Origin of the sequence: Pseudooceanicola endophyticus (assembly GCF_018760365.1) — a bacterium.
Classification (GTDB): domain Bacteria; phylum Pseudomonadota; class Alphaproteobacteria; order Rhodobacterales; family Rhodobacteraceae; genus Pseudooceanicola; species Pseudooceanicola endophyticus.
On sequence record NZ_JAHIAB010000004.1, the window covers coordinates 351,415 to 375,813 of the forward strand.

Genomic DNA, 24,399 nt, shown 5'->3' on the forward strand with positions numbered 1-24,399 from the left:
AGGCCCCGGCAGGGTAGGCAGGCCTTAAAAAGGGCGCAGGCCCCGGCAGGGTGCGCTGGCCCTAGCAGATGCGGGGCAGCTGCTCGCCCACCAGCATGTCGACGATGCGGGTGCCGCCGAAGGCGGTGCGCAGGGTGACGGGGATCGTGCCCTTTTCCACCGCGCGCCCGATGAGGCAGGCATCGCGGCCCGCCTCGGTGGCGTGCATCGCGGCCAGCGCCGCCCCGGCCTGATCCTCGGGGACGAAGAGGACCAGCGTGCCCTCGTTCGCGAGGTAGAGCGGATCAAGGCCCAGGATCTCGCACATGCCGCGCACTTCGGGGCGCAGGGGCAGGGCGGCCTCGTCCAGGGCGACGGTGACGCCGGCGCTCATCGCCATCTCGTTGAGGCACGAGGCGAGGCCGCCGCGGGTCGCATCGCGCGCCGCGCGGGTGCCGGGGGCGGCGGCCAGCACCGCCTCGATCAGCCCGTTCAGCGACTGGCAGTCCGATTGCAGCGGCGAGGACAGCGCCAGATCGCCCCGTGCCGCGAGGATTGTCGCGCCGTGATCGCCAAGGACGCCGTTGACCAGCGCCACATCGCCGGGGCGGATGTGGCGGGCGGCCATGTCGCGGCCCGGCGGGATCACCCCCACGCCGGAGGTGGTGATGAACACCCCGTCGCCCGAGCCGCGCCCGACGACCTTGGTGTCCCCGGTGACTATGCGGACACCTGCAATGGCGGCCTCGCGCGCCATGGAGGCGACGATGCGCTTCAGCTGGGCGATCTCGGTGCCTTCCTCGATGATGAAGGCCGCCGAGAGCCACAGCGGTTGCGCGCCGCCCACCGCCAGATCGTTCACGGTGCCGCAGACCGCCAGCTTGCCGATGTCGCCGCCGGGGAATTCCAGCGGCGTGACGACGAAACTGTCGGTGGTGAAGGCGAGGCGCGCGCCGGGTTCGCGCAGCGCCTCGGCGCTCAGGCGGGCCTGATCCTCGTCGCTGTCGGGGCGGAAGACATCGGTGAAGACTTCTTCGATGAGGTCGCGCATGGCCCGCCCGCCGCCGCCATGGGCCATGGTGATGCGGGTGTCGCGCAGCCGCGAGGGCTTGGTTTCGGCGTTCATCTTCGGGGTCCTTCTATTCCGCCGCGAGGCGGGCACCGCCATAGGTCCAGTAGGCCGCGCAGGCCCCTTCGGAGCTGACCATCAGCGCCCCCAGCGGCGTATCGGGGGTGCAGCCGCGGCCGAACTGCGGGCAGGCGGTGGGTTTCATCCGTCCGGTCATCACCTTGCCGCAGGCGCAGCCCTCGGGTTCGGGGACGGGGGTGCGCCCGGTAGAGGCCGCGTAGCCGATGCCGAATTTCGTTTCCGCATCATAGGCCAGGTACTTGTCGCGGATGCGCAGGCCCGAGGCGTCAATTTCCCCGAGGCCCCGCCATTCGAAGCTGGGGCGTTCCTCGTAGACATCGGCCATGGCTGCGATCGAGACCGGGTTGCCGTGTTCGGGCACGACGCGGGCATACTGGTTCTCAATCTCCGCGCGGCCCGTGCGGATCTGTTCCAGCACCATCAGCACAGATTGCAGCAGGTCGAGCGGTTCGAACCCCGCAACGACCAGCGGCTTGCCGTAGTCGCGGGCGATGAAATCGTAGGGGTGGATGCCGATCACCATCGAGACATGCCCCGGGCCCACGAACCCGTCGAGCTGCATGTAGGGATCATCCAGCAGCGCCTTGATCGGCGGCGGCACGGTGATGTGGTTGCAGAAGATGGTGAAGTTCGGGATCTGCTCGCGCGCGGCGACCTGGATGGTGAGGGCGGTCGAGGGGGTCGTGGTCTCGAATCCGAGGCCGAAGAAGACGACTTCCTTGTCGGGGTTGCGGCGGGCCAGTTCCAGCGCATCGAGGGGGGAATAGACGGTGCGCACATCGGCGCCCCCGGCCTTGGCCTGAAGCAGGGAGCCCTTGGATCCCGGCACCCGCATGGCATCGCCGAAGCTGGTGAAGATCACGCCGGGACGGCGGGCGATCTCGACCGCCTCGTCGACGCGGGTCATCGGCAGGACGCAGACCGGGCAGCCGGGGCCATGGATGAACTCCACCCCCTCATGCACCAGCTTGTCGAGGCCGTAGCGAAAGATCGCATGGGTGTGGCCGCCGCAGATCTCCATGATGCGGATGGGATTTTCGGCGCTGGCGCCGATCGCGTCGGCGGCACGGGCGATGGCCGCAAGCAGGGCATGGGCCTTGCTCGGGTCGCGGAATTCCTCGACGTATTTCATGCCTGCCCCCCGGCGAGGGCCCGGTCCCCCTCGGCCATCTGATCGAGCGCCTCCTGCGCCTCGCCAAGCGCGCGCAGGGCCTCCAGCGTCCGGGCGGCCTCGTCGGCGTCGATCACCGCCATGGCGAAGCCGACGTGGATCAGCACCCATTCGCCCACCAGATCCTCCAGCGGTCGGTCGGCGACGCAGGCCAGAGAGACCTCTCGTTTCACGCCGGAAACATCCGCCAGCCCCATCTGCCGGGCGGCGTCGGTGATGGCCGTGATCTGGCCGGGAATGCCAAGGCACATTGGTTCAGTCCTCTTCGGAAATGGCGGCGTGGGGTTCGATCCCGTAACGCTCCAGCTTGGCGCGCAGCCCGACGCGGGACAGACCCAGTTCGGCAGCGGCACGGGACTTGTTCCACTTCAGCCGGGTCAGGGTCTCGCCCAGGATGCGCATTTCCATGATCTCGACCCGGTCCTTCAGCGTGCCCTCAAGCTGGCTGAGATCGGGAAGCGAGCAGTGCTCCTCTTCGCGCGGATCGCGCGATTGCAGGATGTGGCGTGAAATCACGTCGGCGCCCAGCGTCATGTCCTGCGCCAGGATCAGCATCCGCGTCACCTCATTGCGCAGTTCGGGCAGGTTGCCGGGCCAGTCGTAGGCCTGAAGAAAGGCGATGGCGGCGGGCGCGAGGCCCCGCGCCGCCTTGCCGTGTTCGCTGGCGGCCTCGTGCAGGTAGCGCTCGGCCAGCAGGGCGATGTCTTCGCTGCGCGCGCGCAGCGGCGGCATGGTCAGCTCTGTCACCTGCAGCGCATAGTAGAGATCGCTGCGGAAGCGCCCGTCGGCGACGCGGGCGCGCAGCTCCCGGTGGGTGCCGGCGATGAGGCGGGCATGGGTGGTCAGGGTCTCGTGCGCGCCGAAGGGCTGGAAGGCGCCCTCGGTCACGACGCGCAGGACGGCGACCTGCATGGCGGGCGACAGGGTGTCGATGCCGTTCAGGAAGACGGTGCCCCGGTCGGCCTTCTGCAACAGGCCCGCGCGGGTCTGGGTGACGCCGGGCAGGGCGCCGCGCCGGGCGCCGAACAGTTCCGCCTGAAGCGCCTCGTCGCCCAGGCCCGCGCAGTTCAGCTCGTAGAACGGTCGGTCGGCGCGCAGCGATCCATAGTGCATGGCGCGCGCCAGATCGGTCTTGCCGGTGCCCGGTTCGCCGGTGATCAGCACCGGCACGTCGAAGCTGGCGAAATGGCGCGCCAGCGCGATGGTCGCGTTCAGAGGAGAGTTCGGGCCGCGCAGCACCTTCTCGAAGCCCAGCCCCGCCTGCAGCAGCCGGCGGCGTTCCTCGGTGCGCGCCGAGGCGGCGGTGCCGAGGTAGCGCATCTCCAGCGTCATGCGCTCGTGGTCGCGGGCCAGTTCAAAGAGGCGGGCGGCGTTCTTCACCGCCATCAGCAGCTGGTCGGGGTGCCAGGGCTTGGTGATGAACTGGTAGATCCCGGCGGCGTTGATCGCCTGGATCATGTCCGCCGTCTCGGTATAGCCGGTCACGATGATGCGCACCGTGTCGGGCCAGCGGTCGCGGATCTCGGTCAGCAGCTCGATCCCGGTCTTGCCCGGCATCCGCTGGTCCGAGACCACGACCTGCACCCAGTGCTCCTCCATCAGCCGCCAGGCCTCGGCCGCGTCGGAGGCCTCGAGGACGTGGAAATCGTCCTCGAGCGCCATCCGCATGGCGGCGACGGAATGGGGCTCGTCATCGACGACAAGGATGGTGGGGAGCGAGGTGCTCATTCCGCGGCCTGCTCCATGTGCTTGGCCAGCGCATTGGTGCGCAGCCAGCTGATCCAGCGGTCCAGCCCCTCGCCGGTGCGGGCAGAGACGCGGATCACCTCGATCAGCGGGTTCACCCGGCGCAGGTTGGCCTCGTACAGGTCGAGGTCCACGTCGCAATGCGGCGCGAGGTCGGTCTTGTTGAGGATTGCCAGCCGGGAGGCGGTGAACATGTCGGGGTATTTCAGCGGCTTGTCCTCTCCTTCCGTGACCGAAAGGATGGCGACCTTGGCGTCTTCGCCCAGGTCGAAGGCGGCGGGGCAGACCAGGTTGCCGACGTTCTCGATGAACAGCGTGGTGCCGGCGGCGGGGTTGAGGTGATCCAGCGCATGGCCGACCATGTGGGCATCCAGATGGCAGCCCTTGCCGGTGTTGATCTGGATCGCCGGGGCGCCGGTAGCGCGGATGCGGTCGGCGTCATTGGTGGTCTGCTGGTCGCCCTCGATCACCGCGACGGGGCCTTCCATGGCGCGGATCGTGGCGCACAGAAGCGTCGTCTTGCCCGAACCCGGAGAGGAGACGAGGTTGACCGCGAAACTGTCGAGCGCCTGAAGCCGGGCGCGGTTGACCTGCGCCAGCCGGTCGTTGTGCGACAGGATGCCGGTCTCGATCTCGATCAGGCGTTCCTGGGACATGCCGGGCACCTCGGTCCCCGCCGGGCCAAGGCCAAGGTGGATGTTGTGGGCATGGCCGTGATGGTGATGCCCGTGGTCATGTGCGTGGTCATGATCATGCGCGTGGTCGTGATCATGAGGGTGGTGGGAATGGCCATGGTCGTGGGAATGATCATGGGCCAGGTGCGAGTCGCCGCATCCGCAAACGGTGCACATCAGATGACCTCCATGTCCTTGATCTGCATTTCATCGCCGCCCTGGGGCAGCAGCCTGCCCCCGCCGCACAGCGGGCAGGGATCCAGGCGGTTCTCGATCTCGACCGTCTTCATGCAGTCGTAGCACAGCGCCACGCCCGGCAGGTCGAGCATCACAAGTTCGGCACCCTCGGCCTTGGAGCCGCGCATCACGACCTCCCAGGCGAAGCCGAGGGCGGGTTTCTCGACCCCGGCGAAGCGGCCGATTTCCAGCCGCACGCGGGTCACGCGGGTCACGTCGGGGCGGTCGGCGGCCTGTTCGACCACCCGGCGGATGCCTTCGCAGAGCGACATTTCATGCATCAATGGCCTCCAGCGTCACGGGGGAACAGGGATCGAGGATATCGAGCAGCAGCGGCGCCAGCGCGGTCTTTTCCGGCGGCAGCGTGGCGAGGGCGCGCGCCAGGATGCCGCCCGGGGCAAGCAGGCTGTCGGTCGGTGTCACGCGGGTCAGGGCTGTCACGGTTTCGTCCCGGGTCTCGATACGGATGGCATAGAACCCGCGGGTGGCGGGCACCACCGCGCAGCCGGGCGCGGGGCGGGCGATGGCGGGCAGGCTGCCCGCCAGGGCCATCTCCACATCGTAGAGCCGGGCACAGGCGCGCCACAAGGGGCCGCGACCCGATGTCTCTTCCAGGGCGCGCATCGCGGGGTGGTCAAGGTGCCGCAGGGCCACGGAATTTTCCTTCGGACGCGGGTCCAGAAGGGTCTCGGGGGTGGCCGGAGGCAGGCTCCCGGCCACGGCCTCTCCCGGGGCGAAAAGCCGGTGGATGGATGCGAAGACCGGCGCCGCACCCCGGGAGGAGGTCAGAAAGGCCTGCATCTCGGCTGCGGTGCGCGGGGCGTGGCCCATGGGGCCGAACAGCGTTTCCGCGACGCCTTCGCCGCTGGCCCAGCGGGGTGGCAGGGGCAGCGGCGGCAGGTCCAGCAGCTTCGGCCAGGTGATGCAGAGCTTCAGCAGGTGGTCGCGCAGGACCTCCTGGGCGATGCCGGCGGGATCTGCGGGGCGGCCGAGCGCGCAGGCCACGGCCGCCCCCTGTGCCGCCCGACACAACGCAAAGAGCCGCGGCAGAAGCGCGGCGAGCGCATCCGTGGACAGGCCCGCGGCGATCCGGCCCAGGTCGGGCTGGGGCGCGGCACGGACCCGCAACACGGGCGGAGCTGGGGCGGCAGTGTCGGTCATCAGGCGGTCGTCTCTCCGGTGGCAAGGCCCGCGGTCAGCACAGAGCGCCGCGACGGGCGGTCGGTCAGGATCGGCACCGGGGGCTCTTCGGGGGCTTCGGCAGCGGCGGCCTCAGCCTCAGCCTCAGCCTCAGCCTCGCGCGCGGCGCGGATATCGGCGGCGCGGTCGGTCTCGGCCTGGTTCTCGGGGTCGAACAGCGCCAGCATCACCGCCTCTGCCACCTCTACCGCGTCCTTCTGGCGGGTGAAATCCCCCATGGGCGAGAACAGAGAGCAGGCCTTGTAGGGGCCGGTCAGCGGGCGGGCGTTGTGGATGAATTCGTAATCGCCCGAGGGGAAGGCGATGACTTCCTTCTCGCCGGCGGTCAGCTCCCAGGTCTGGCCGTCGGGCAGCAGGATCAGGTTCATGAACCAGGGGCTGACCAGAACCCCCAGCACCTGCCCCTCGTGGGCGCGAAAGCCCACGGCCTCGACCCGCAGCGCCTTGTTGACCAGCGGCACGTCGCGCATCTTGGAATGCCAGACCTCGTTGAAGTCATCGACAAGGCGCGCGGTCAGGGCCGAGATGCGGTTGGCCTCCAGCAGGTCGGCGGCGCCGGGATCTTCCAGCACCATGAACTGTTCGGCGGGGGCCGAGCAGGTCGGACAGGACCAGTCGGAGGGCAGCGCGGCAAACGGCGTGCCGGGGTCGATCTGGCGCGTGGCATCGCCCTCGGCCGGATCGTAGGGGGTCCAGCAGACCTTGCATTCCATGATCGCCTGCGGGCTGATGCGGTCCGCCGCGCCCAGGTAGGAGCCCTCGAAGCCGCTCATCGGATCGCCTCCACCACTTCGCGCAGGCGCTCGGCGCTGTCGGCCAGATCCTCATGCGCGGCCAGCACGACCTGGGGCATCGCGGTGATCTCGTAGGTGTCGAGGATCAGCTGGTCGGTGGAGTTGAAGAACTGCACGTGCCAGCAGCGCGGCAGCGCGGTCGAGGTGATCCGGCAGTTGCCATAGCCGCGCGACAGGATGTCGACGCTGCCCTCGCCCAGCCGGGAACCCAGCCAGGCCAGGTCCTCCTCGGTATGGGGCAGCAGCGAAAGGTTGATCACATGCAGTTGGGTGCCGCGGGCGGAGTGGTCCAGCAATTCCGAGAGCAGGGCCGGGGCGTTGATCACGCCGGGGCCGGGGCGGGCATCGCCGGGGGCGCGGAAGGGGGCGGCGGCGCGGGTGATGGCGGCGGAGGGGGCGGGGGCGACCTCGACCATGTCGAGGCCCTCGCCCGTCAGGCACCAGACCCCGGCAAAGACCGATTCCTGCACCCGGATCGCGGGGATGTCGCGGATCTTCATCGCCACCTCGCCCTCGCCCAGGGTTTCCGAAAGCAGCCGGCGCGCGGAGGGGGAGAGCGCGGAGAGGTCGAAGCGCTGCGCCGCGCCGCCGGCTGCCACGCGCTCGCAGGCCTCGGCAAAGGCAAGGAGCGCATCCAGGGCCTCTGTCGGGGCGTCCATCATCTCCGGCAGGTGCATCGTGTAGGTCCGCATGTCCTGGGGCATGGACATGTATTCAAGCTCTGCGCCGTCCTCGGAGGTCTGCGATCCGGGGCCGTAGCCGGTGGGCGGCAGGTGGAAGTTCTGCATGGGTCTGGCTTTCTTTTCGGCTATTCGGCGGCGGCAGGGGCAGAGAGGAAGCGGGGGATGCGCGCCATGTAATCGTCCCAGTCGCGCACCCGGGCGATGCCGCCCAGGCAGATGCCGTCATGGTAGAAGATCAGCGCGGGGGTCTTCAGCACGCCGCTGTCCTCGCGCAGGGTGGCCTCGATCGCGTCACCGATGACGGCGCAGTCGAAGGCGTTCTGGAAGGTCATCCGCAGCTCCGGCAGGATGATCGCCACGTCGGGGGTCTCGAGGTTGCGCGCGGCATCGCCGGGCACGAAGGCCACGTGCACGCCGGGGCTGGCGGCCCAGGCATCGAAACTGCCGATATCGTCAAGGGCGGGCCAGCCAAGCTCGGTCGTCAGGCGGGTCACGAGGGGGTGCGTCATGGGCGTCTCCGGGGCTCAGGCGTGGGTCTTGCCGGCGGCATGGGCCGCGGCCAGGTGGGGCGGAAGCTGCGGCGTGCGGGCGTCCAGATCGGCGAAGGCATCGCCGCTGTCACCGCCCGCCATGACCTGGCGCAGGCCCTTGAGGGCGGCGGCGATCTGGCGCGCCTCGGTTTCCGAGATCACCTCGCGGGCGGTGCCGAGGAAGCCCAGGACCCAGGTGCCGGCGGGCAGCGGGCCGGTCAGCGACAGGTCGATCAGCTCTTCGCGGGTGCCGTCGGTGGCCAGGCCCGCGATGCCGTCGCAGGACAGGATCCTGAGGGGGGTTCCGATGCACATGGCCTAGTCCGCCGGGAAGAAGCGGGCATCGCCGCTGCGGCAGGCCAGCGTCTGGGAGGGGCGCTCGCCCTCGTAGACATCGCGGCGCAGTGCCGGGTCGGCCAGGTCGATGGAATGGGTCCGGCCGGGCACCGCATGGATGCCGCGCGCCGCCAGCCAGTCGCGGGCGATGGCGATGGCGGGGGCGACCTGGGCGGCGACAGCGGGGCGCAGGCTGCCGCCGTAATCCTCAAGCTCGACCGGCTGGACGCCGATCAGCACGACCTCTTCGGGGCAGTAGCCCATCAGCGTGGCGGTGGCGATCACGTCCTGAAAGCCGGTCTGGTGCAGCGACATCTTCTTGGCGCCCATGAAGGCGGGGACATCCTGCCCCTCGACCACCTTCAGGGTGCCGGCGGGCAGGCCGTAATCGACGGCATCGAAGACCACCATGATGTCCGCGGCCTCGAGGAAGGGCAGCAGGTAAAGCCCCTGGGTGCCGCCATCGAGCACGGTGACCTCGGGGCCGAACTGTAGCGTTGCGGCAAGGTCTTCGACGCAGCGCACGCCGAAGCCTTCGTCGGCCCAGAGCATGTTGCCGATGCCAAGGATGAGAGCGGTACGACCCATGACGGTCCTCCTGGGGATGGGATCTTTCCGGGGCTCCTCCTGTCCCGGTAGCGGCAAGTTACCGTCCGGGCCGGCAAAATGGTTGCCGGATTTCCATCTTTGGCGGGAGGAGTTCAGGGTATTGAAAACGCTTGGTTAAACCCGGATTTTCCGGGGTGGCATCGAGGCGATGGTGGAAAGATTGTTTCCTGTTTGCCGTATTTTTGGAAAGATGAATTCCGGAAACGAGAAACGGGCCCCGAAAGGCCCGTTTCCGATGCGACGCCGACGAGGGTGGTCAGGCGGCGTCGTCATCCTTGAAGCTGCGGTAGCCGTTGATCATGGTCGAGACCATGGTCTGGCGGCTCATGATGTCCTCGCGGATCGCCAGGTAGATGTGGGCGGTCATGAAGATCACCACGAAGTACATGCCGAGGTGGTGCAGCGAATGCATGAGCTGGCTGTTGCCAAGGGCATCGTGCAGCCAGCCGAAAAGCTGGTCGGGCAGGCTGCCCCTCTGGGCGCCCTCGGCATAGAGCGCGAAGCCGGTGACGATCATGAAGGTCATGCCGACCACCATGAACAGGAACATCGCGATCTGGGCCAGCGGGTTGTGACCGACATGGATGCCGGGCCTGCTTTCCAGGAAGGCATACCAGCGGGCCTCGTGCAGGACATCGCGCCACCAGCTTTTCTGCCAGAGCGGCAGGTAGAAGGCCTGCCGGGCGTGGTGGTTGCCGACGAAGGCCCAGTAGATCCGGCCCAGGAAGCCCACCGTCAGCAGCTGGCCGGCGGCGAAATGCGCAAAGCGGATGTAGCCCATGACGAACTGGTGAGTCGCCTCGCCGATCTGCATCGTCGGCAGCGGGCGGGCGATGAACCAGCCCGAGACGATCAGCACCAGGATGAACAGCGCGTTGGCCCAGTGCCAGAGCCGCACCGGCCATTCGTAGACGAAGACCGAGGCGCCGGGGCGGGGAAGGGTGTGATGGGACATCGGCTCAGCCTCGGCGGGGCCGCAAGGCCGAGAGCGCCAGCCCGCCGGCCAGCGCCAGAAGCCCCAGCCCGTGGGCCGGCGAGAAGACCCAGTGCGCGGCGCCGCTCAGGGCCGGATCATGGCCGGGATGGGCGCTGGCGGCGCCGGCGGCTAGCAGCAGGGCGAGCGTGCAGGTGACCAGTTTCATGGTGTTTCCTCCCTTTCGATCAGCGTACCTTGACCCGGGTCAACTCTGCGCCGTCGGGCGCCATCACGTGGGTCGAGCAGGCCAGGCAGGGATCGAAGCTGTGCAGCGTGCGCAGCAGTTCGACCGGCTCCTCGGGGCGGGCCATGGGGGTGCCCAGAAGGCTGGCTTCATAGGCGCCGATATTGCCCTGGGCATCGCGCGGAGAGCCGTTCCAGGTGGTCGGCACGACGCATTGGTAGTTCTCGATCCGGCCGTCCTTGATGCGGATCCAGTGGCCGAGCGCGCCGCGCGGGGCTTCGGTCATGCCGACGCCCTTGGCCTCTTTCGGCCAGGTCGAGGGATCCCATTTCTCGATATTGGCGGTGCTTTCGTCGCCGTTGCGGATATTGGCGATCATCTTGTCGAAGAAGTGCTTCTGCAGATCGCCGCAATATTCCGATTCCAGCGCCCGCGCGGCCGTGCGCCCGAGTGTCGAGAACAGCGCATCGAAGGGCAGGTCCATGTCGCGCAGCAGGCCGTCGACCTGATCCTTGATCACCTCGTGGCCCTTGGCATAGCCGATGATGTAGCGGGCCAGCGGGCCCACCTCCATCGCGTGGCCCTTCCAGCGCGGCGCCTTGATCCAGGAGTATTTCGCGGCCTCGTCGAGTTCTTCGATATTGGTGCGGGTGCCCTTGGCATTGGGGCCAAGCTCATACTGCGGCTCGGTCTCGCCGTCCCAGGGGTGCAGGCCGCGGCCCGGCTCGCCGTAGGTGTACCAGCTGTGATCGACGAATTCTTGGATCTGGTCGGGGTCGCGGTTGTCGACCTCGTGCACGGTCGAGAGATCGCCGTTGATGATCGCGCCGCGCGGCATGTGCAGCTGGTCGGGGCTGAAATCGCTGGGGTTCTCGGGGATGTCGCCATAGGCGAGGCAGGCCTGCGAGGCGAGGCCGCCCCCATAGAGCCAGTTCTTGTAGAAGCCGCCGATGGCCTTCACGTCGGGGATGTAGACGTTGCGGTTGAATTCCTGCGTGCGCTCGATGATCGAGGACACCAGGTTCAGCCGCTCCATGTTGATCGCGCCGACCGCGCCGGTGGAATGGACGTTGATCGGGCAGGGCACGCCGCCGACCAGCCAGTTCGGGTGCGGGTTCTTGCCGCCGAAGATCGCGTGGATCTTCACGATGTCCTTCTGAAGGTCCAGCGCTTCCAGGTAGTGGGTGGTGGCCATCAGGTCGGCTTCGGGGGGCAGCAGGTAGGCGGGGTTGTCCCAGTAGCCGTTCTTGAACAGCCCGAGCTGGCCGCTTTCGACGAATTTCTTCAGCCGGTTCTGCACGTCGCGGAAATAGCCGGGGCTGGAGAGCGGGTGGCTCGGGCTGACCATCTGCTGCAGCTCGCTGGTGGCCTTGGGATCGGCCTTCAGCGCATTGATCGGGTTCACCCAGTCCAGCGCGTGCAGGTGGTAGAAGTGCACGATGTGGTCATGCATCTGCAGCGCCAGCTGCATCATGTTGCGGATCGAGTTGGCGTTGTCGGGAATGGTGATGCCAAGCGCATCCTCCACCGCCCGCACGCTTGTCAGCGCGTGGGTGCCGGTGCAGACGCCGCAGATCCGTTCCACGAAGGCCCAGGCATCGCGCGGGTCGCGGCCCTTCACGATGACCTCGAGGCCGCGCCACATGGTGCCGGTGGAGACCGCGTTGCGGATCACGCCATTCTCGTCGACGTTCACCTCGCAGCGCATGTGGCCCTCGATCCGGGTCACCGGGTCGACGACGATGCGCTTGCCGGAATTGTCCAGCTGGAAGCCGTTGGGGGTTTGCACGGCCATGGCTTACACCTCTTCCTTGGATTTCGACGCGGCGTCCTTGGTCTTCGTCTTCTGCGACTTGCGCTGCGCCGTCTTCAGCGCCGAAACGGCGGCATGAAGCGCGACGCCCCCGCCCACCACGCCGGCGGCGGTCAGGCCGATCTTGTCGGCATTGGCCTCGACCCCGAACTGGGTCAGGTCGGTCACCCGGTTGTAGAAGCTGCCCTGATCCCAGAAGCCATCTTCCGAACAGCCGATGCAGCCGTGGCCGGACTGGATCGGGAACGAGGTCCCCTCGTTCCAGCGGATCGTCGAGCAGGCGTTGTAGGTGGTCGGGCCCTTGCAGCCCATCTTGTAGAGGCAGTAGCCCTTGCGCGCGTTCTCGTCGTCCCAGTGTTCGACGAACTGGCCGGCGTCGAAATGGGGACGGCGGTAGCACTTGTCGTGGATGCGCTGGCCGTAGAACATCGCCGGGCGGCCCTGGCGATCAAGCTCCGGCAGGCGGTCGAAGGTCAGCATGTAGGTGATCACGCCGGTCATCACCTCGGCGATGGGCGGGCAGCCCGGGACTTTGATGATCGGCTTGTCGGTGATGACCTTGTGCACCGGGGTGGCGCGGGTCGGGTTCGGCTTGGCCGCCTGCACGCAGCCGTAGGAGGCGCAGGCCCCCCAGCTGATGATCGCCTTGGCGTCCTTGGCGGCATGGCGCAGCTGCTCGACGAAGGGCTTGCCGCCGACGATGCAGAACATGCCGTCCTCGTTCAGCGGCGGGTTGCCCTCCACCGCCAGGATGTAGTTGCCCTTGTACTTCTCGATCGTGTCCTGAAGCGCGGCCTCGGCCTGCTTGCCGGCGGCGGCCATCAGCGTGTCGTCGTAATCGAGGCTGATCATCGAAAGCACCACATCCTTGGCCAGCGGGTGCGCCGAACGGATGAAGCTTTCGGAACAGCAGGTGCATTCCAGCCCGTGCACCCAGATCACCGGCGTGCGCGGCTTGGTCTCCATCGCTTCGGCGATCTTGGGCACATAGGCCGGGCCCAGGCCAAGCGCCGCCGCGGTCAGAGAGCAGTATTTCATGAAGCTGCGGCGGGTGATCCCCTGCCGGCGCATCACGTCGTAGAAGGTTTCGATCTGGCTCAAGGCTGGCTCCTCACTGTCCTTCCGGGCGCAGGTGCAGGCGCGCCTTACCCCGTGATGGCGGCAGTTTTACGCGTATGCGGAGGTATGCGGAGGCGAAAACGCCCGGATCGCAGGCGCTTTGATAAAATAAGCAATATCAGTTGGTTGTTGGTTTTTCAGGGGGTCCGGAACGGGGCCGCGCCGGTCAGGGAAATGTCGGCTGGAAGGGCGGGTGGTCAGGTGCTTTCCAGCTGCGCCAGCGCAATGAGCACCTGGCCAAGCGCCAGGCTGCCGTCATTGGCAGGCGTTGCGCGGTGGATCAGCACCGGGACGCCCTGAAGGCGCGTCAGCACCTCGTCCAGCAGCCGGGCGTTCTGGAAGCAGCCCCCCGTGAGGGCGACGGCGCGGGCGGCGCCGGTTTCGACCAGGGTGCGGGCGCGGGTCGCGAAGGCCTCGGCCAGCCCGGCGTGGAAGCGGGCGGACAGGGTGGCAGGGGGCAGCCCCGCCGCATGGTCGCGGCAGAGGGTCTGAAACAGCGGCGCTGGGTCGATCTGCGTGCCCGTGCCCATCGGGTAGCCGGGCTCCGGCGGGCCGGCCAGCGCTTCCAGACGCATCGCGGCCTCGCCCTCGAAGCTTTGCCGCGCGGGGTACAGGCCCAGGATCGCGGCCACCGCATCAAAGAGCCGCCCCGCCGAGGAGGACAGCGGCGCGTTCATCCCTGTCGCTGCCGCCCGGCGCAGCAGCGCGCGCGGTGCCTCCGGGAACAGCCGGTCGGCCAGCTCTGCCAGCCCCGCCGCATCAAGGCGCACCAGCGCGTTGCGCCAGGGTTCCGCCTGCGCCGCATCACCGCCAACCAGCGGCGCCGGGGCCAGGTGGGCGGCGCGGGTGAAGCCGTGGTAATCGCCCAGCAGGATCTCTCCGCCCCAGAGGGTGCCGTCCGGCCCCAGCCCCAGCCCATCCAGCACGATCCCGGCAACCTTGCCGCCATCGGCGGGCCAGAGGTTCTCTCCCAGGCAGGCGGCCAGGTGGGCGTGATGGTGCTGGACCGGGATCACCGGCAGGCCACGGCCTTCGGCATGTTGCGTGGCGCGAAACCCGGGGTGCAGGTCGCAGGCCACGGCCTCGGGGGTATGGTCGAACAGCGCGGCATAGTCGCGGTCGGCTTGCAGGAAGGCCTCCCAGGTCAGGGCCTCGTTCAGCTCTCCCAAATGGTGACCCAGCAGCAGCTGGCCGTTCTTCGACAGGCAGAGCGCGGCTTTCATCTGGCCGCCATAGCCGGTCACCTGGCGGTCGGGCAGGCCCGCGGGCAGGGGCAGGGTGGCGGGCACGCGCCCGCGCGCGCGACGCAGCACCATCGGGCCATGGGGGGTGATCCGCTCGACGGAATCATCCAGCCGCCGGGCGATCTCGCGGTCATGCATCAGGAAGGCATCGGCGAAGCCGGCCAGCTTTTCGCGCGCCTCGGCGTTGCCGATCACCTGCGGTTCGCCCGAGAGGTTGCCCGAGGTCATCACCAGGGGCCGCCCGACGGCGGCCAGCAGCAGATGATGCAGCGGCGTGTAGGGCAGCATCCAGCCCAGCGTCGCCTGCCCGGGTGCCAGAGCCTCTGGCAGGCCCGGGGTTTTCGCCAGCAGCACGATGGGGGCGGCAGGGTCCTTCAGCAGCGCGATCTCGGCCTCTGAGGGCGCAGCATGGCGCAGCAGGATCTCCAGCGGGGCCATCAGCGCGAAGGGTTTCGCGGGGCGATGCTTGCGGCTGCGCAGCTGCGCGATGGCGGCGGGGTCGGTCGCGTCGCAGGCCAGGTGGAAGCCGCCCAGCCCCTTGATCGCGACGGTGCCACCGGCGCGCAGCAGGGCGGCGGCGGCCTCGATGGCGCCGCCGCCCTCCGCCCCCTCGCACCACAGCCGGGGTCCGCAGTCCGGACAGGCGATGGGCTGGGCGTGAAAGCGGCGGTCGGCGGGATCGCCATATTCGGCGGCGCAGGCGGGGCACAGGTCGAACGCTGCCATGGTGGTCTGCGCGCGGTCGTAGGGCAGGCGCGTCAGGATGGTGAAGCGCGGCCCGCAATGGGTGCAGTTGGTGAAGGCATAGCCGTGCCTGCGCCCGGTGCCGAAGATCTCCTCGACACAGGCCGGGCAGGTGGCGGCATCGGGGGCAACGCGGGTCTCGGCGCCGGGCGCACCCGAGGCGCGGATCTCGAACCCTGCGCAGGGCGCCGCGATCACATCCGACGCCTCGATCCGGTCGACCCGCGCCAGCGGCGGGGCCTCGGCGCGCAGGGCCGCCTCGAACCCCTCGCTGAGCGCCGAAACCTCGATCAGAACCCCCTCGGCATCGTTTCGCACCCAGCCCGTCAGGCCAAAGCGCCGTGCCAGTTGCCAGACGAAGGGGCGGAAGCCCACGCCCTGTACCTGTCCGCGCACGCGGATGCGCCGTCCCATGCTCAGTGTACCGTGCAGGCCATGCAGGGATCGAAGCTGCGCACGATGTGCTGGACCGACAGCGGCGTCTCCTCGCCGGGGCGGACCTCGGCGCCCACCAGCGCGGCCTCGACCGGGCCGGGCGCGCCCGTGACATCGCGCGGAGAGAAGTTCCACGTCGTCGGCGCGACGATCTGGTAGCCGGCGATCCGCCCCTCTTCGATCCGCAGCCAGTGGCCCAGCGTGCCCCGCGCCGCCTCGACCAGCCCGGCGCCGGTGCCGGACCTCGGCCAGGGGGCGGGGGCCATGAATGGGGCCGAGGGATCGAGGCTGCGCGCCAGATCCTCCAGCAGGATCTGCAACCGGGCGATTTCCAGCAGGCGACCGGCGATGCGGGCGCGCACGCTGCCCTCGGCGGCCAGCGCCAGGGCCAGGGGGTGCCTGTCGACCACCTGCCGGGCCAGCGCGCCGACCTCGACCGTGCGCCCGGCAAGGCGCGGCGCCTTGCACCAGGAATAGCCCGGATCGGCCATGTCCTCGTCCGGTTCGGTCAGGCCGCGCGCGGGATGGGCGGTGTCGCCCAGCATCCAGGCATGGGACAGATCCTCGGTGATCGCCCCGGTCTCGAAGGGGGTGATCTGCCCGCCCTCCCAGACGCCCGAGGCACTGACCCGCCCGGTGTCCAGCGGATAGGCCCCGGCGGACAGGTAGCGGCGCGGTCCGATCCCCGTCCCCTCCAGCCCCAGATCGGCTGAGATCGCCTGGAACAGCCCGGCATCGCCGCTCTCCCAGCTCTCCAGCGCGGCGACATCGGGCAGGGCGGCGAAGGCTTCCACGGGCGCGCCGAACAGGCTGTCTTCAAGGAAGCGGCGGAAGCTGCGCAGGGTGGCGAGGATGCGCACCCTTTCGCCCGCATCGGGGGCCTTGGTGACGCCGCCGGGCTGGATCGCCAGGGTATGCGGCCACTTGCCCCCGAGGATGCCGGCGATGTGCAGCAGTTGCGCGCGCGCTTCGGTGGCACGGCGCGCGGCGCTGCCCTCCATGGCGGTGAAGCGGGCGAGGGCGCGGTCATGCCAGGCCCGCCCGTCATAGCCGGGGCGGGCGAAGTCGGGCATGAAGAACAGGTGGAAATGGGTCACGTGGTCGGCCATGTTCTCGACCCCGTGCAGCAGGGCGGCCGCGATGCGGCCCTGCGGCGGCATGTCGATCCCGCCGGCATCGGCCAGCGCCAGCGCCGCCGCCGAGGACTGGCTGACCGAACAGATACCGCAGATCCGCGGCGTGATCGTCAGCGCGTCGCGCGGATCCTTGCCGGGCAGCATCATCTCGAAGCCGCGAAACAGCGGCGCGTTCACCTGCGCCGAGGCGACCGCGCCGTCGCGCACCTCCAGCCGGATTTCCAGATCCCCCTCCACGCGGTTGAAGGGGCCGACGATCAACTGCCGTTCGTTCACTTGCGCTTGCCTTCCCCCGGCGGGATCTTCAGCCGGTCCGAATGGGCGTTCACGTCGATCCGCTTCGGCGTTGCCGCCTTCGACAGCGATGCCAGCGCCATGAACCAGGCCTTCGGCATGTCCGAGGGCAGGCCGACGGGAATGCCCGCGATGGTCGGCGTCTCGGTGAAGGGATGGCGGGGTTCCTCGAACTCCGGTGCGGTGCAGTTGATGCAGGGATAGTTGCCCCGCGTGCACGAGCCGGTGCCGTTCCAGGGCCGGATGTTGCAATCGCCATGAGCCTGGGTGCCGATGCAGCCCAGGTGCTCCATCATGCAGCCCAGCTCCGAAAGCTCGCGGGCGCTGGCCTTGTATTCGTAATACTCGTTCTTCGGGCAGGCATGGTGGACCAGGTGATCGGCGTAGAAGCGCGGCCGGCCCAGCGGATCGAGGTCCTGCGCGCCCAGCCGGTCCTCGGCCAGCAGCAGCAGCGTTTGGGTCACCCAGTCGGGATGGGTGGGGCAACCGGCGATGTTGATCACCGGACGGCCCGAGCGGGCGCGGAAACCCGCATCCAGCGCGCCGCCGCCGAAGCGCCCGTCATAGGCCAGCCCCACGGCGCCCGCCGGGTTGCCCCCCGCCGAGGTGATGCCGCCATAGGCCGCGCAGGTGCCCACCGCCAGCACGTCGCGGGCCAGCGGCGCGAGGCTTTGCACCCAGTCCAGCATCGCCCGCCCGGTGCCCGCCAGCATGTGATAGCGCCCGGTGCCCTTCGGCCCGGTGACGATGGAGCCCTCGATGCAGAGCAGGTCGAGCGGGGTTTCCCCCGCCTCGATCGAGGCCAGCAGGGCGCGCACCTCGGCCCCGGTCTGGACCGAGAAGGAAGGATGCCAGAGCGTCGTGATGCCCGCGTCCGTCAGCAGGTCGAAGACATTCGGGGTTTCGGCGCAGAGCAGCGACATGGTGCAGCCGCCGCAGCCTGCGGATTGCAGCCAGAGCAGGTTCATCGGGTCTCCTCCGGGGCGGAATGGGGCGGGGCAGGGTGGGACGAGGCGGGCGGCGTCAGCGGCAGCGACAGGCGGAAATGCCCGCCGGGCCCGGGGCCGAGCGCCAGGCTGCCGCCATGTTCCTCGGCGATCTTGAGGCTGATCGCAAGGCCGAGGCCGGTGCCCTGGCCGACCGGCTTGGTGGTGAAGAAGGGATCGAAGATCGCCGCGCCAAGCGCCGGATCGACACCAGTGCCGCTGTCGTGCACCGAAAGCACCGCCGTGTCGCCCTGCTGCGCGATGTCGAGGGTGACCTGCGGTGTCTCGCTGGCCTCGGCGGCATCCATGGCGTTCTGCACGAGGTTCATGATGATCTGCTGCACGTGGCCCGCGACCCCGGTGACGGTCAGCGCATCGAGGCCGGTGAAGGTGACCGTCAGCCCCGATTTCGTGCCGCGCTCGACCCAGTGGGCGGCGACGCGGGCGGTCTCGGCCAGGTCGAAGGGGGCGCGGGTGCCGGTGCCGTCGGCAGAGAGGCGGCGCAGGTCGGCAACGATGTCGCGCACCCGCTCGGCGCCGTCGCGGGCGCCATGGACCGCCTCGCGCAGGTTCTTCAGGCTGCGGTCGATCTTCAGCGTGTCGCGCAGGGCGACCAGCTCGTCGCGGGTGGCGCCGGCCTCGACCTGCTCGAAGTAGCTCTCGAAGCGAGCGAGGTATTTCTCGAGCGCATGGGCATTGGCGTAGACGAAGCTGATCGGGTTGTTGAGCTCATGCGCGACGCCGGCCAGCAGGCGACCGAGGGAGGCGAGCTTTTCGTTGCGCACCAGCTGGGTCTGGGCCTCTTTCAGCTGGCGGTGGCTGCGTTCCAGCTCCGAATAGGCCTGACGCAGCTCGCCCAGTGGGCGGCCGACGAGGACGGCGCCGATCACCCGCCCGCGCTGGCTGAGCCGGGTGGACAGCGCGATCTCGAAGGGCAGGGGGCCGTCGGGGGTGGTGAGGTCGGCCTCGAACTGGGCGGCGCCGCGCGACAGACGCAGATCGCGCAGGGCGCGGGCCAGGGCATCTGCGGAGGCCGGGGGGAAGAGATCGGCGATGGCGCTGCCCTGGAGCGCCTCGGCGGGGCGGTGCACGAGGCGCGCGAGGGAGGCCGAGACCGTCTCGATCCCGCCGTCGCGGTCGATCACCGCCATGATCTCGGTCACGGAGCCCAGCACGGAGGCGACGAAGCGGCGCAGCTCCTGCAACTCTTCGCCCTGGCGTTCCAGCTGTTCCTGGTGGGCGACGAGATCGGCATAGGTGCGGTCCACCGCCGAGAGCACGCTGGCCCAGGCGTCGTCGGTGAAGTCGGTGCTGCCGGGGGATGTCGGCAGGTCCATGGGCATGGGGGCCTCCGGGGATTGCGGGGACAGTCTAGGAGGTTCGGGGCGCGGTTTGCAATGCGTTGCGGAGGGGATGCGGGGGGCGCGCAGGGAGGGGGCTCTGCCCCCGTCGCGCGATGCGCGACTCCCCCGAGGTATTTGGAACAAGAAAATGCCGGGAGGCAGGGGGGCGTGACGTTGAGGCAAGGGCGGTGTCGCGCTTGCCCGATCCGGGCGGGCGGCGCAGAGGGGAGGGGCACAACGGATGGAGAGAGCACCATGAGCGCATGGGAGCGGGCCCGCGGGGGGCTGAGGGGGATCAGGGAAGAGGGGGCGCTGCCTTTGCTGGTGGCGGGGACCTTCTTCATGCAGACGCTGGACGGGTCGGTGATCACGCCGGCGATCCCGGCCATGGCGCAGGCCTTCAGGGTGCGTCCGGTGGATCTGAACATCGGGGTCAGCGCCTACATGCTGACGGTGGCGATCTTCATCCCGGTCTCGGGCTGGGCGGCGCAGCGCTGGGGGGCGCGGCGGATCTTCCTGCTCTCGATCCTGGTGTTCACCCTGGCCTCGCTGGCCTGCGGGATGAGCCAGAGCCTGCCGCAGTTCGTTGCGGCCCGGGTGGCGCAGGGTCTGGGCGGCGCGATGATGGTGCCGGTCGGGCGGCGGGTGGTGCTGGAGCTGACGCCGAAGGACCGGCTGATGGGGGTGATCGCGCTGCTGACCTGGCCGGGGCTGCTGGCGCCGGTGCTGGGGCCGCCGCTGGGCGGGGTGATCTCGGACAGTGCGAACTGGCGCTGGATCTTCTGGCTGAACCTGCCGCTGGGGGCGATCGCGCTGACGGCGGCGCTGAAGCTGCTGCCGCGGCTGGGGCGCGATCCGGATCTGCCCTTCGACTGGATCGGTTTCGGGCTGATCGCGCCGGGGCTGTTCTGCCTGCTGTTCGCCGCCGAGGCGCTGGGGCACGGGGCGGTCGACTGGACGCGGGAGGGGGCGCTGCTGGCGGGTGCGGTGATCCTGCTGGGGCTGGGGCTGCGGCATCTGCTGCGGGCCGCCCAGCCGATGCTGCGATTCGATGCGCTGCGCCATTCCAGCTTTCGCATCTCGGTCCGGGGCGGGTCGCTGTTCCGGCTGGGGATCAATGCCGTGCCCTTCCTGCTGCCGCTGATGTTCCAGGTGGCCTTCGGCTGGAGCGCGCTGACCGCGGGCCTCATGCTGACCGCGATCTTTGCCGGCAACATCGTCATGAAGCCCTTCACCACCCCGGTGCTGCGCCGCTTCGGCTTTCGCAGCGTGCTGGTGGTCAACGGCGTGCTGAACGCGGCGGCGATCGCCGCCATGGTGCTGGTCGGGCCCGAAACCCCGGTGGGGCCGGTGCTGGCGCTGCTGTTCGTGTCGGGGCTGGCGCGTTCCATGCAGTTCACCGCGCTGACCACCCTGGCCTTCGCCGATGTGCCCCAGGCCGAGATGGGGACGGCCAATACACTGTTCTCAACGCTGGTGCAGCTGTCGCGGGGGCTGGGGGTGGCCCTGGGGGCGATCGGCTGGCGGCTGGGAACGGGGCTGTTTCCCGAAGACCCCGCCGCCGGGTTCCGCCTGGCTTTCGCGCTGGTGGCCGCGATTTCCCTCCTGGCGGTGATCGACAGCCTGCGGCTGGCGCGCGATGCAGGCGATGCGGTGGCGCATCGCGGGCGTCACGTCAGGACGCGAGCATCCTGAGGCCCTGGGTCACGTCGGTGCGCACCGCCAGGCGCAGGCCGGGTTCGTCCCCGGCCTTCAGCGCGGCGATGATCGCCAGGTGGTGCTTGGGCGGCTCGTTCTTGCGCATCTTGCCGTAGAGCTTGCGCATCGTCGGGCCCAGCTGCAGCCAGACGGTTTCGGCCATGGCCAGCATCGCCGGGGCCTGGGCGCGCAGGTAGAGGGTGCGGTGGAATTCCAGGTTGGTGCGGATGTAGCCGGCCGAATCATGCTGGGCGACGCGCTCGGCCACCGCCACGTTTATGGTCTGCAGCCGGTCGATCAGCGCCATGTGGGCCCTGGGCAGCGCGCGCGAGGCCAGCTCCACCTCGATCAGCGAGCGCAGGGAGGCCAGCTCCTCGATCCGCTCGTTCGAGAGGTCGGGCGTGGAAACCCGCCCCGAGGAGGACAGTTGCAGCGCGCCTTCGGCGACCAGCCGCCGCACGGCTTCGCGCGCGGGGGTCATCGAGACGCCGTATTCCGCCCCGATGCCGCGCAGGGTCAGCGCCTGTCCGGGGGCGATCTGCCCGTGCATGATGCGGGAGCGCAGGCCGCGGTAGACGCGGTCATGGGCAGAGGGGGACGGGTCGGGGCGCGGCTGGATCAGCATGAGACAGATGTGATCACAACGGAACCCGAGGTCAAGGGTCGAAGCGGTAGCGGTGCAGCTCTGCGCCGTGACGTTTCAGCCAGAGACGGGGATCGCGATAGGGGCCGTGGATGCGCTCCACCTCGTCCCAGAAGGCCTGGGAATGGTTCATCTGCGCCAGGTGCGCGACCTCGTGCGCGGCCACGTAGGAGAGCACATCTGGGGGGGCAAGGATCAGCCGCCACGAGAAGTTGAGGGATCCGTCGGCGGTGCAGGAGCCCCAGCGGGACCGCGTGTCGCGCAGGGTGAGGCGCCGGAAGGGCCGGCCAAGGCGCGCGGAATAGTGATCGCAGGCGTCATGCAGCCGGTCGCGGGCCAGCTCTTTCAGCCAGGCGGCCAGGCGCGGGGCCATGCTGTCGGCGGGCAGCTCGATCCGGTCGTCGAACAGCCGCACCCGGCGCCCGGGGGTGGCGACCAGCAGGCGGGGGCGGCCCTCGACCGGGATGCTGGCGCCCGCTTCGACACTGACCTCGTCCGAGCGTCGCGAGAGATGCCCGCGCAGCCAGTCCTCCTTCTCGGCGGCGAAGGCCAGGGCCTCGCGCTCGGGCACGCCGCGGGGCAGGGTCAGCGTCACCCGACCGTCCAGCGCCGAGACCCGCAGCGAGATCCGCCGCGCCCGCGCCGAACGGCGCAGAAGAAGGGGAACCGGGGGATTGCCCGGAAGGACATGATTGCCCATATAGCGTCCTCAGTACCGTGCCGCGCGCCCCTCGTGACCGCGGGGTGCCGCCTATTCCAAAAGGTTTTGACACCCTGCGGTCGTTATGGCAGGTGGCGCGGATTGTGGACAAGAGATGTCAGCCAGGAAGGGACCTGAAATGCCCAAGGAAGAATGGGGCACGAAGCGCGTCTGCCCGACGACCGGCAAGCGGTTCTACGATCTGAACCAGAACCCGATCATCAGCCCCTACACCGGCGAAGTGGTCGAGGTCGAGACCGGCCGTAGCCGCATGATCGCCGCCGACGCAGAGGATGCCGCGAGCAAGAAAGCCTCCAAGCGTGAAGTCGATAACGAGGACGAAATCCTCGATGATGACGACGTCGATGTCGATCTGGGCGATGATGTCCTGGACGATGACGATGATGACGACAATGTCTCGCTCGATGACCTGGCCGACATGCCGGGCGACGACGAGGACAACTGATCCGACCCTGACGGGACGTCATCGGAAAAAATGCCCAGGGCGCGATTTTTTCGCTTGATCCCGCCCCGGGCATCCCATAGATACCCGCTCACCGGAGGCAAACAAGCCTTAAGGTACGGGGCCTTAGCTCAGCTGGGAGAGCGCTTGCATGGCATGCAAGAGGTCAGGGGTTCGATCCCCCTAGGCTCCACCAAATCCCCCTTGGTGATGATAAGACAGTTCCGCCTTTGTCGTCAGGGGATTGCCTCTGCCGCGCAGACGGGTGCTGTTTTCCCTGCGAAAATCCATGTTGCCTTGATCGCCGCTCCGAGCGTGTCGATCGCTTCGCAGCGCTTTCCCCTGTCAAATCCGAGGATGGCCCATGAGCGACCATTTCTTCGTCGTGACGGGCGGTCCCGGTGCGGGCAAGACCAGCCTGATCACCGAGCTTGCCCGCCGTGGCTTTCAGACGTTTCCCGAATCCGGTCGCGCCATCATCCGCGAGGAGGTGCAGAGCGGCGGAGATGCCCTCCCCTGGGCGGATCGCATGGCCTATGCCGAACGTAATGCTGGAGCGGGACCTGCGCGCCCACAGCGCCGCACAGGCGCTCTCAGGCCCCGTGATCTTCGACCGGGGCACTCCCGACATCATAGGGTATCTAACCCTCAGCGGCCTCCCCGTGCCGCCACAAGTCGCTGCAGCGGCCAAAGCAGCCCGCTACAACGCCAGCGTCTTTCTAGCGCCATATTGGGATGAGATCTTCTCACAGGACACCGAGCGCAAACAGACCCGCGCTGAAGCTGAAGCGACAGGCGCCGTCATGTGCGAGACTTACACCGCGCTCGGTTACGAGATCACGGAGCTGCCGCGCACCGACATCACATCACGCGCCGACTTCGTTTATGCCCAATTAGCGCTCTGACCGTCCAGATGGAGGGAGAGCCTGCTGAACCGGAGAAACCGCGCGGCTGCCTTCCGCCTCCTACCACCTGAAGCTTCGGGTTCACCTGTCGCGATTTACGTTGTCTTTCTTTGTGCGGTCAGGGTTGTCTCTCGCATACTCACGCCTTTTGATCTTGACGACGTGAGCATCTGGATGCTCACCCCTTTTTATCTCAGCCACGATGTTGCGACGGGGGACGTCTTTCCGGTTGCCAACATCGTAATGCTCATTCCGCCCTCCAGGGCCGTCACCTTTACCTTTGATCCTAGTCATAGTGATGTCCTTAGTTACGCCGAGTGGATCCATGAACTACGGCAGGCCGACCGTCGCGAAATGCCACGTCAAGCACCCAGAGCCACTGATTCCATGAGAATCATACCAAAAGTTGCGCCAAGATTCATGCGGCGCATATATATAGTAGTGTCGAGGCATAAAGTGATCTAATCGTGACCGGCCCAAAGCATGCGTAATTGGGCTGCCTCTGTGGAGAGGTCGAGCTCCTGTTAGGATCGGATGATCCAATGGAAGGGAGTGAGATATGGAATACTTTGCCGGACTTGATGTTTCGCTGCGCAGCTGCGCGCTC

25 protein-coding genes, 1 tRNA gene and 1 pseudogene are annotated in these 24,399 nt (G+C 68.5%); 5 read left to right on the plus strand and 22 right to left on the minus strand.

Annotated elements, in window-relative coordinates; genetic code table 11:
* Window positions 1-61: 61 nt before the first annotated feature.
* From hypE to KM176_RS10125, 20 genes are all read right to left on the minus strand, one after another.
* Window positions 62-1,105, minus strand: coding sequence for a hydrogenase expression/formation protein HypE (gene hypE, locus KM176_RS10030; protein ID WP_160895832.1), 1,044 nt, complete (start codon window positions 1,103-1,105; stop codon window positions 62-64).
* Between the two features lie 13 nt (window positions 1,106-1,118).
* The gene (hypD, locus tag KM176_RS10035) at window positions 1,119-2,261 is read right to left on the minus strand and encodes a hydrogenase formation protein HypD (RefSeq protein WP_160895831.1); all 1,143 of its coding nucleotides are present in this window, start codon (window positions 2,259-2,261) and stop codon (window positions 1,119-1,121) included.
* Complete coding sequence (locus tag KM176_RS10040; protein WP_160895830.1) at window positions 2,258-2,551, minus strand: HypC/HybG/HupF family hydrogenase formation chaperone; 294 nt, start codon at window positions 2,549-2,551, stop codon at window positions 2,258-2,260. Before KM176_RS10040 ends, hypD begins: the two co-directional genes overlap by 4 nt.
* A 4-nt stretch (window positions 2,552-2,555) precedes the next feature.
* The gene (locus KM176_RS10045) at window positions 2,556-4,028 is read right to left on the minus strand and encodes a sigma-54-dependent transcriptional regulator (RefSeq protein ID WP_160895829.1); all 1,473 of its coding nucleotides are present in this window, start codon (window positions 4,026-4,028) and stop codon (window positions 2,556-2,558) included.
* Window positions 4,025-4,897: a hydrogenase nickel incorporation protein HypB gene (gene hypB, locus KM176_RS10050; RefSeq protein WP_160895828.1), complete on the minus strand. Its 873-nt coding sequence runs from the start codon at window positions 4,895-4,897 to the stop codon at window positions 4,025-4,027. The genes KM176_RS10045 and hypB overlap by 4 nt, the downstream gene beginning before the upstream one ends.
* Window positions 4,897-5,238 carry a hydrogenase maturation nickel metallochaperone HypA gene (hypA, locus tag KM176_RS10055; protein ID WP_160895827.1) on the minus strand — a complete coding sequence of 114 codons (342 nt, stop codon included), beginning with the start codon at window positions 5,236-5,238 and terminating at the stop codon, window positions 4,897-4,899. The genes hypB and hypA overlap by 1 nt, the downstream gene beginning before the upstream one ends.
* A complete protein-coding gene (locus KM176_RS10060) occupies window positions 5,231-6,118 on the minus strand; it encodes a hydrogenase expression/formation protein HupK (protein WP_160895826.1) in 888 nt (295 codons plus the stop codon). Before KM176_RS10060 ends, hypA begins: the two co-directional genes overlap by 8 nt.
* The gene (gene hybE / locus KM176_RS10065) at window positions 6,118-6,930 is read right to left on the minus strand and encodes a [NiFe]-hydrogenase assembly chaperone HybE (protein ID WP_160895825.1); all 813 of its coding nucleotides are present in this window, start codon (window positions 6,928-6,930) and stop codon (window positions 6,118-6,120) included. Before hybE ends, KM176_RS10060 begins: the two co-directional genes overlap by 1 nt.
* On the minus strand, window positions 6,927-7,739 hold the full coding sequence (locus KM176_RS10070) for a hydrogenase expression/formation protein (RefSeq protein WP_160895824.1): 813 nt from the start codon (window positions 7,737-7,739) through the stop codon (window positions 6,927-6,929). Before KM176_RS10070 ends, hybE begins: the two co-directional genes overlap by 4 nt.
* Window positions 7,740-7,759: 20 nt before the next feature.
* Window positions 7,760-8,143 (minus strand): thioredoxin domain-containing protein, encoded by a 384-nt coding sequence (locus tag KM176_RS10075; protein ID WP_160895823.1) that lies wholly within the window; start codon window positions 8,141-8,143, stop codon window positions 7,760-7,762.
* Window positions 8,144-8,158: 15 nt separating this feature from the next.
* Window positions 8,159-8,479 (minus strand): HypC/HybG/HupF family hydrogenase formation chaperone, encoded by a 321-nt coding sequence (locus tag KM176_RS10080; RefSeq protein ID WP_160895822.1) that lies wholly within the window; start codon window positions 8,477-8,479, stop codon window positions 8,159-8,161.
* A gap of 3 nt (window positions 8,480-8,482) precedes the next feature.
* The gene (hybD, locus tag KM176_RS10085) at window positions 8,483-9,088 is read right to left on the minus strand and encodes a HyaD/HybD family hydrogenase maturation endopeptidase (protein WP_160895821.1); all 606 of its coding nucleotides are present in this window, start codon (window positions 9,086-9,088) and stop codon (window positions 8,483-8,485) included.
* A gap of 277 nt (window positions 9,089-9,365) precedes the next feature.
* Window positions 9,366-10,064 (minus strand): Ni/Fe-hydrogenase, b-type cytochrome subunit, encoded by a 699-nt coding sequence (cybH, locus tag KM176_RS10090; protein ID WP_160895820.1) that lies wholly within the window; start codon window positions 10,062-10,064, stop codon window positions 9,366-9,368.
* A gap of 4 nt (window positions 10,065-10,068) precedes the next feature.
* Window positions 10,069-10,251: a hypothetical protein gene (locus KM176_RS10095; protein ID WP_160895819.1), complete on the minus strand. Its 183-nt coding sequence runs from the start codon at window positions 10,249-10,251 to the stop codon at window positions 10,069-10,071.
* Between the two features lie 19 nt (window positions 10,252-10,270).
* Window positions 10,271-12,064, minus strand: a complete 1,794-nt coding sequence (locus tag KM176_RS10100; RefSeq protein WP_160895818.1) for a nickel-dependent hydrogenase large subunit — start codon at window positions 12,062-12,064, stop codon at window positions 10,271-10,273.
* Window positions 12,065-12,067: 3 nt separating this feature from the next.
* Window positions 12,068-13,183 carry a hydrogenase small subunit gene (locus KM176_RS10105; protein WP_160895817.1) on the minus strand — a complete coding sequence of 372 codons (1,116 nt, stop codon included), beginning with the start codon at window positions 13,181-13,183 and terminating at the stop codon, window positions 12,068-12,070.
* Window positions 13,184-13,398: 215 nt separating this feature from the next.
* Window positions 13,399-15,603, minus strand: a complete 2,205-nt coding sequence (gene hypF, locus KM176_RS10110; protein ID WP_160895816.1) for a carbamoyltransferase HypF — start codon at window positions 15,601-15,603, stop codon at window positions 13,399-13,401.
* A 2-nt stretch (window positions 15,604-15,605) separates the two neighbouring features.
* Window positions 15,606-17,036 (minus strand): nickel-dependent hydrogenase large subunit, encoded by a 1,431-nt coding sequence (locus KM176_RS10115; RefSeq protein ID WP_160895815.1) that lies wholly within the window; start codon window positions 17,034-17,036, stop codon window positions 15,606-15,608.
* Window positions 17,033-18,022: an NADH-quinone oxidoreductase subunit B family protein gene (locus KM176_RS10120; RefSeq protein WP_160895814.1), complete on the minus strand. Its 990-nt coding sequence runs from the start codon at window positions 18,020-18,022 to the stop codon at window positions 17,033-17,035. Before KM176_RS10120 ends, KM176_RS10115 begins: the two co-directional genes overlap by 4 nt.
* Window positions 18,019-19,383: a sensor histidine kinase gene (locus KM176_RS10125; protein ID WP_160895813.1), complete on the minus strand. Its 1,365-nt coding sequence runs from the start codon at window positions 19,381-19,383 to the stop codon at window positions 18,019-18,021. The genes KM176_RS10120 and KM176_RS10125 overlap by 4 nt, the downstream gene beginning before the upstream one ends.
* Window positions 19,384-19,638: 255 nt before the next feature.
* Between KM176_RS10125 and KM176_RS10130 the strand changes: the two genes are divergently transcribed.
* Entirely contained in the window at window positions 19,639-21,078 is a 1,440-nt protein-coding gene (locus tag KM176_RS10130; protein ID WP_160895812.1) for an MFS transporter, read from the plus strand.
* Here the strand turns inward: KM176_RS10130 and KM176_RS10135 are convergent.
* The gene (locus KM176_RS10135; protein WP_160895811.1) at window positions 21,059-21,706 is read right to left on the minus strand and encodes a GntR family transcriptional regulator; all 648 of its coding nucleotides are present in this window, start codon (window positions 21,704-21,706) and stop codon (window positions 21,059-21,061) included. The two genes, KM176_RS10130 and KM176_RS10135, sit on opposite strands and share 20 nt — an antisense overlap.
* A gap of 31 nt (window positions 21,707-21,737) precedes the next feature.
* Window positions 21,738-22,424, minus strand: a complete 687-nt coding sequence (locus KM176_RS10140) for a M48 family metallopeptidase (protein ID WP_160895810.1) — start codon at window positions 22,422-22,424, stop codon at window positions 21,738-21,740.
* Window positions 22,425-22,563: 139 nt separating this feature from the next.
* Here KM176_RS10140 and KM176_RS10145 point away from each other — a divergent pair, with 139 nt between their 5' ends.
* From KM176_RS10145 to KM176_RS10155, 4 genes and pseudogenes are all read left to right on the plus strand, one after another.
* Entirely contained in the window at window positions 22,564-22,890 is a 327-nt protein-coding gene (locus KM176_RS10145; RefSeq protein ID WP_160895809.1) for a TIGR02300 family protein, read from the plus strand.
* A 117-nt stretch (window positions 22,891-23,007) separates the two neighbouring features.
* Window positions 23,008-23,083: transfer RNA gene (locus tag KM176_RS10150), tRNA-Ala, on the plus strand.
* A gap of 168 nt (window positions 23,084-23,251) precedes the next feature.
* Window positions 23,252-23,359 (plus strand): annotated as a pseudogene (locus KM176_RS25170) (AAA family ATPase); the annotation flags it as partial.
* Between the two features lie 64 nt (window positions 23,360-23,423).
* Window positions 23,424-23,792, plus strand: coding sequence for an AAA family ATPase (locus KM176_RS10155; protein ID WP_237453204.1), 369 nt, complete (start codon window positions 23,424-23,426; stop codon window positions 23,790-23,792).
* The last annotated feature ends 607 nt before the right edge of the window (window positions 23,793-24,399 follow it).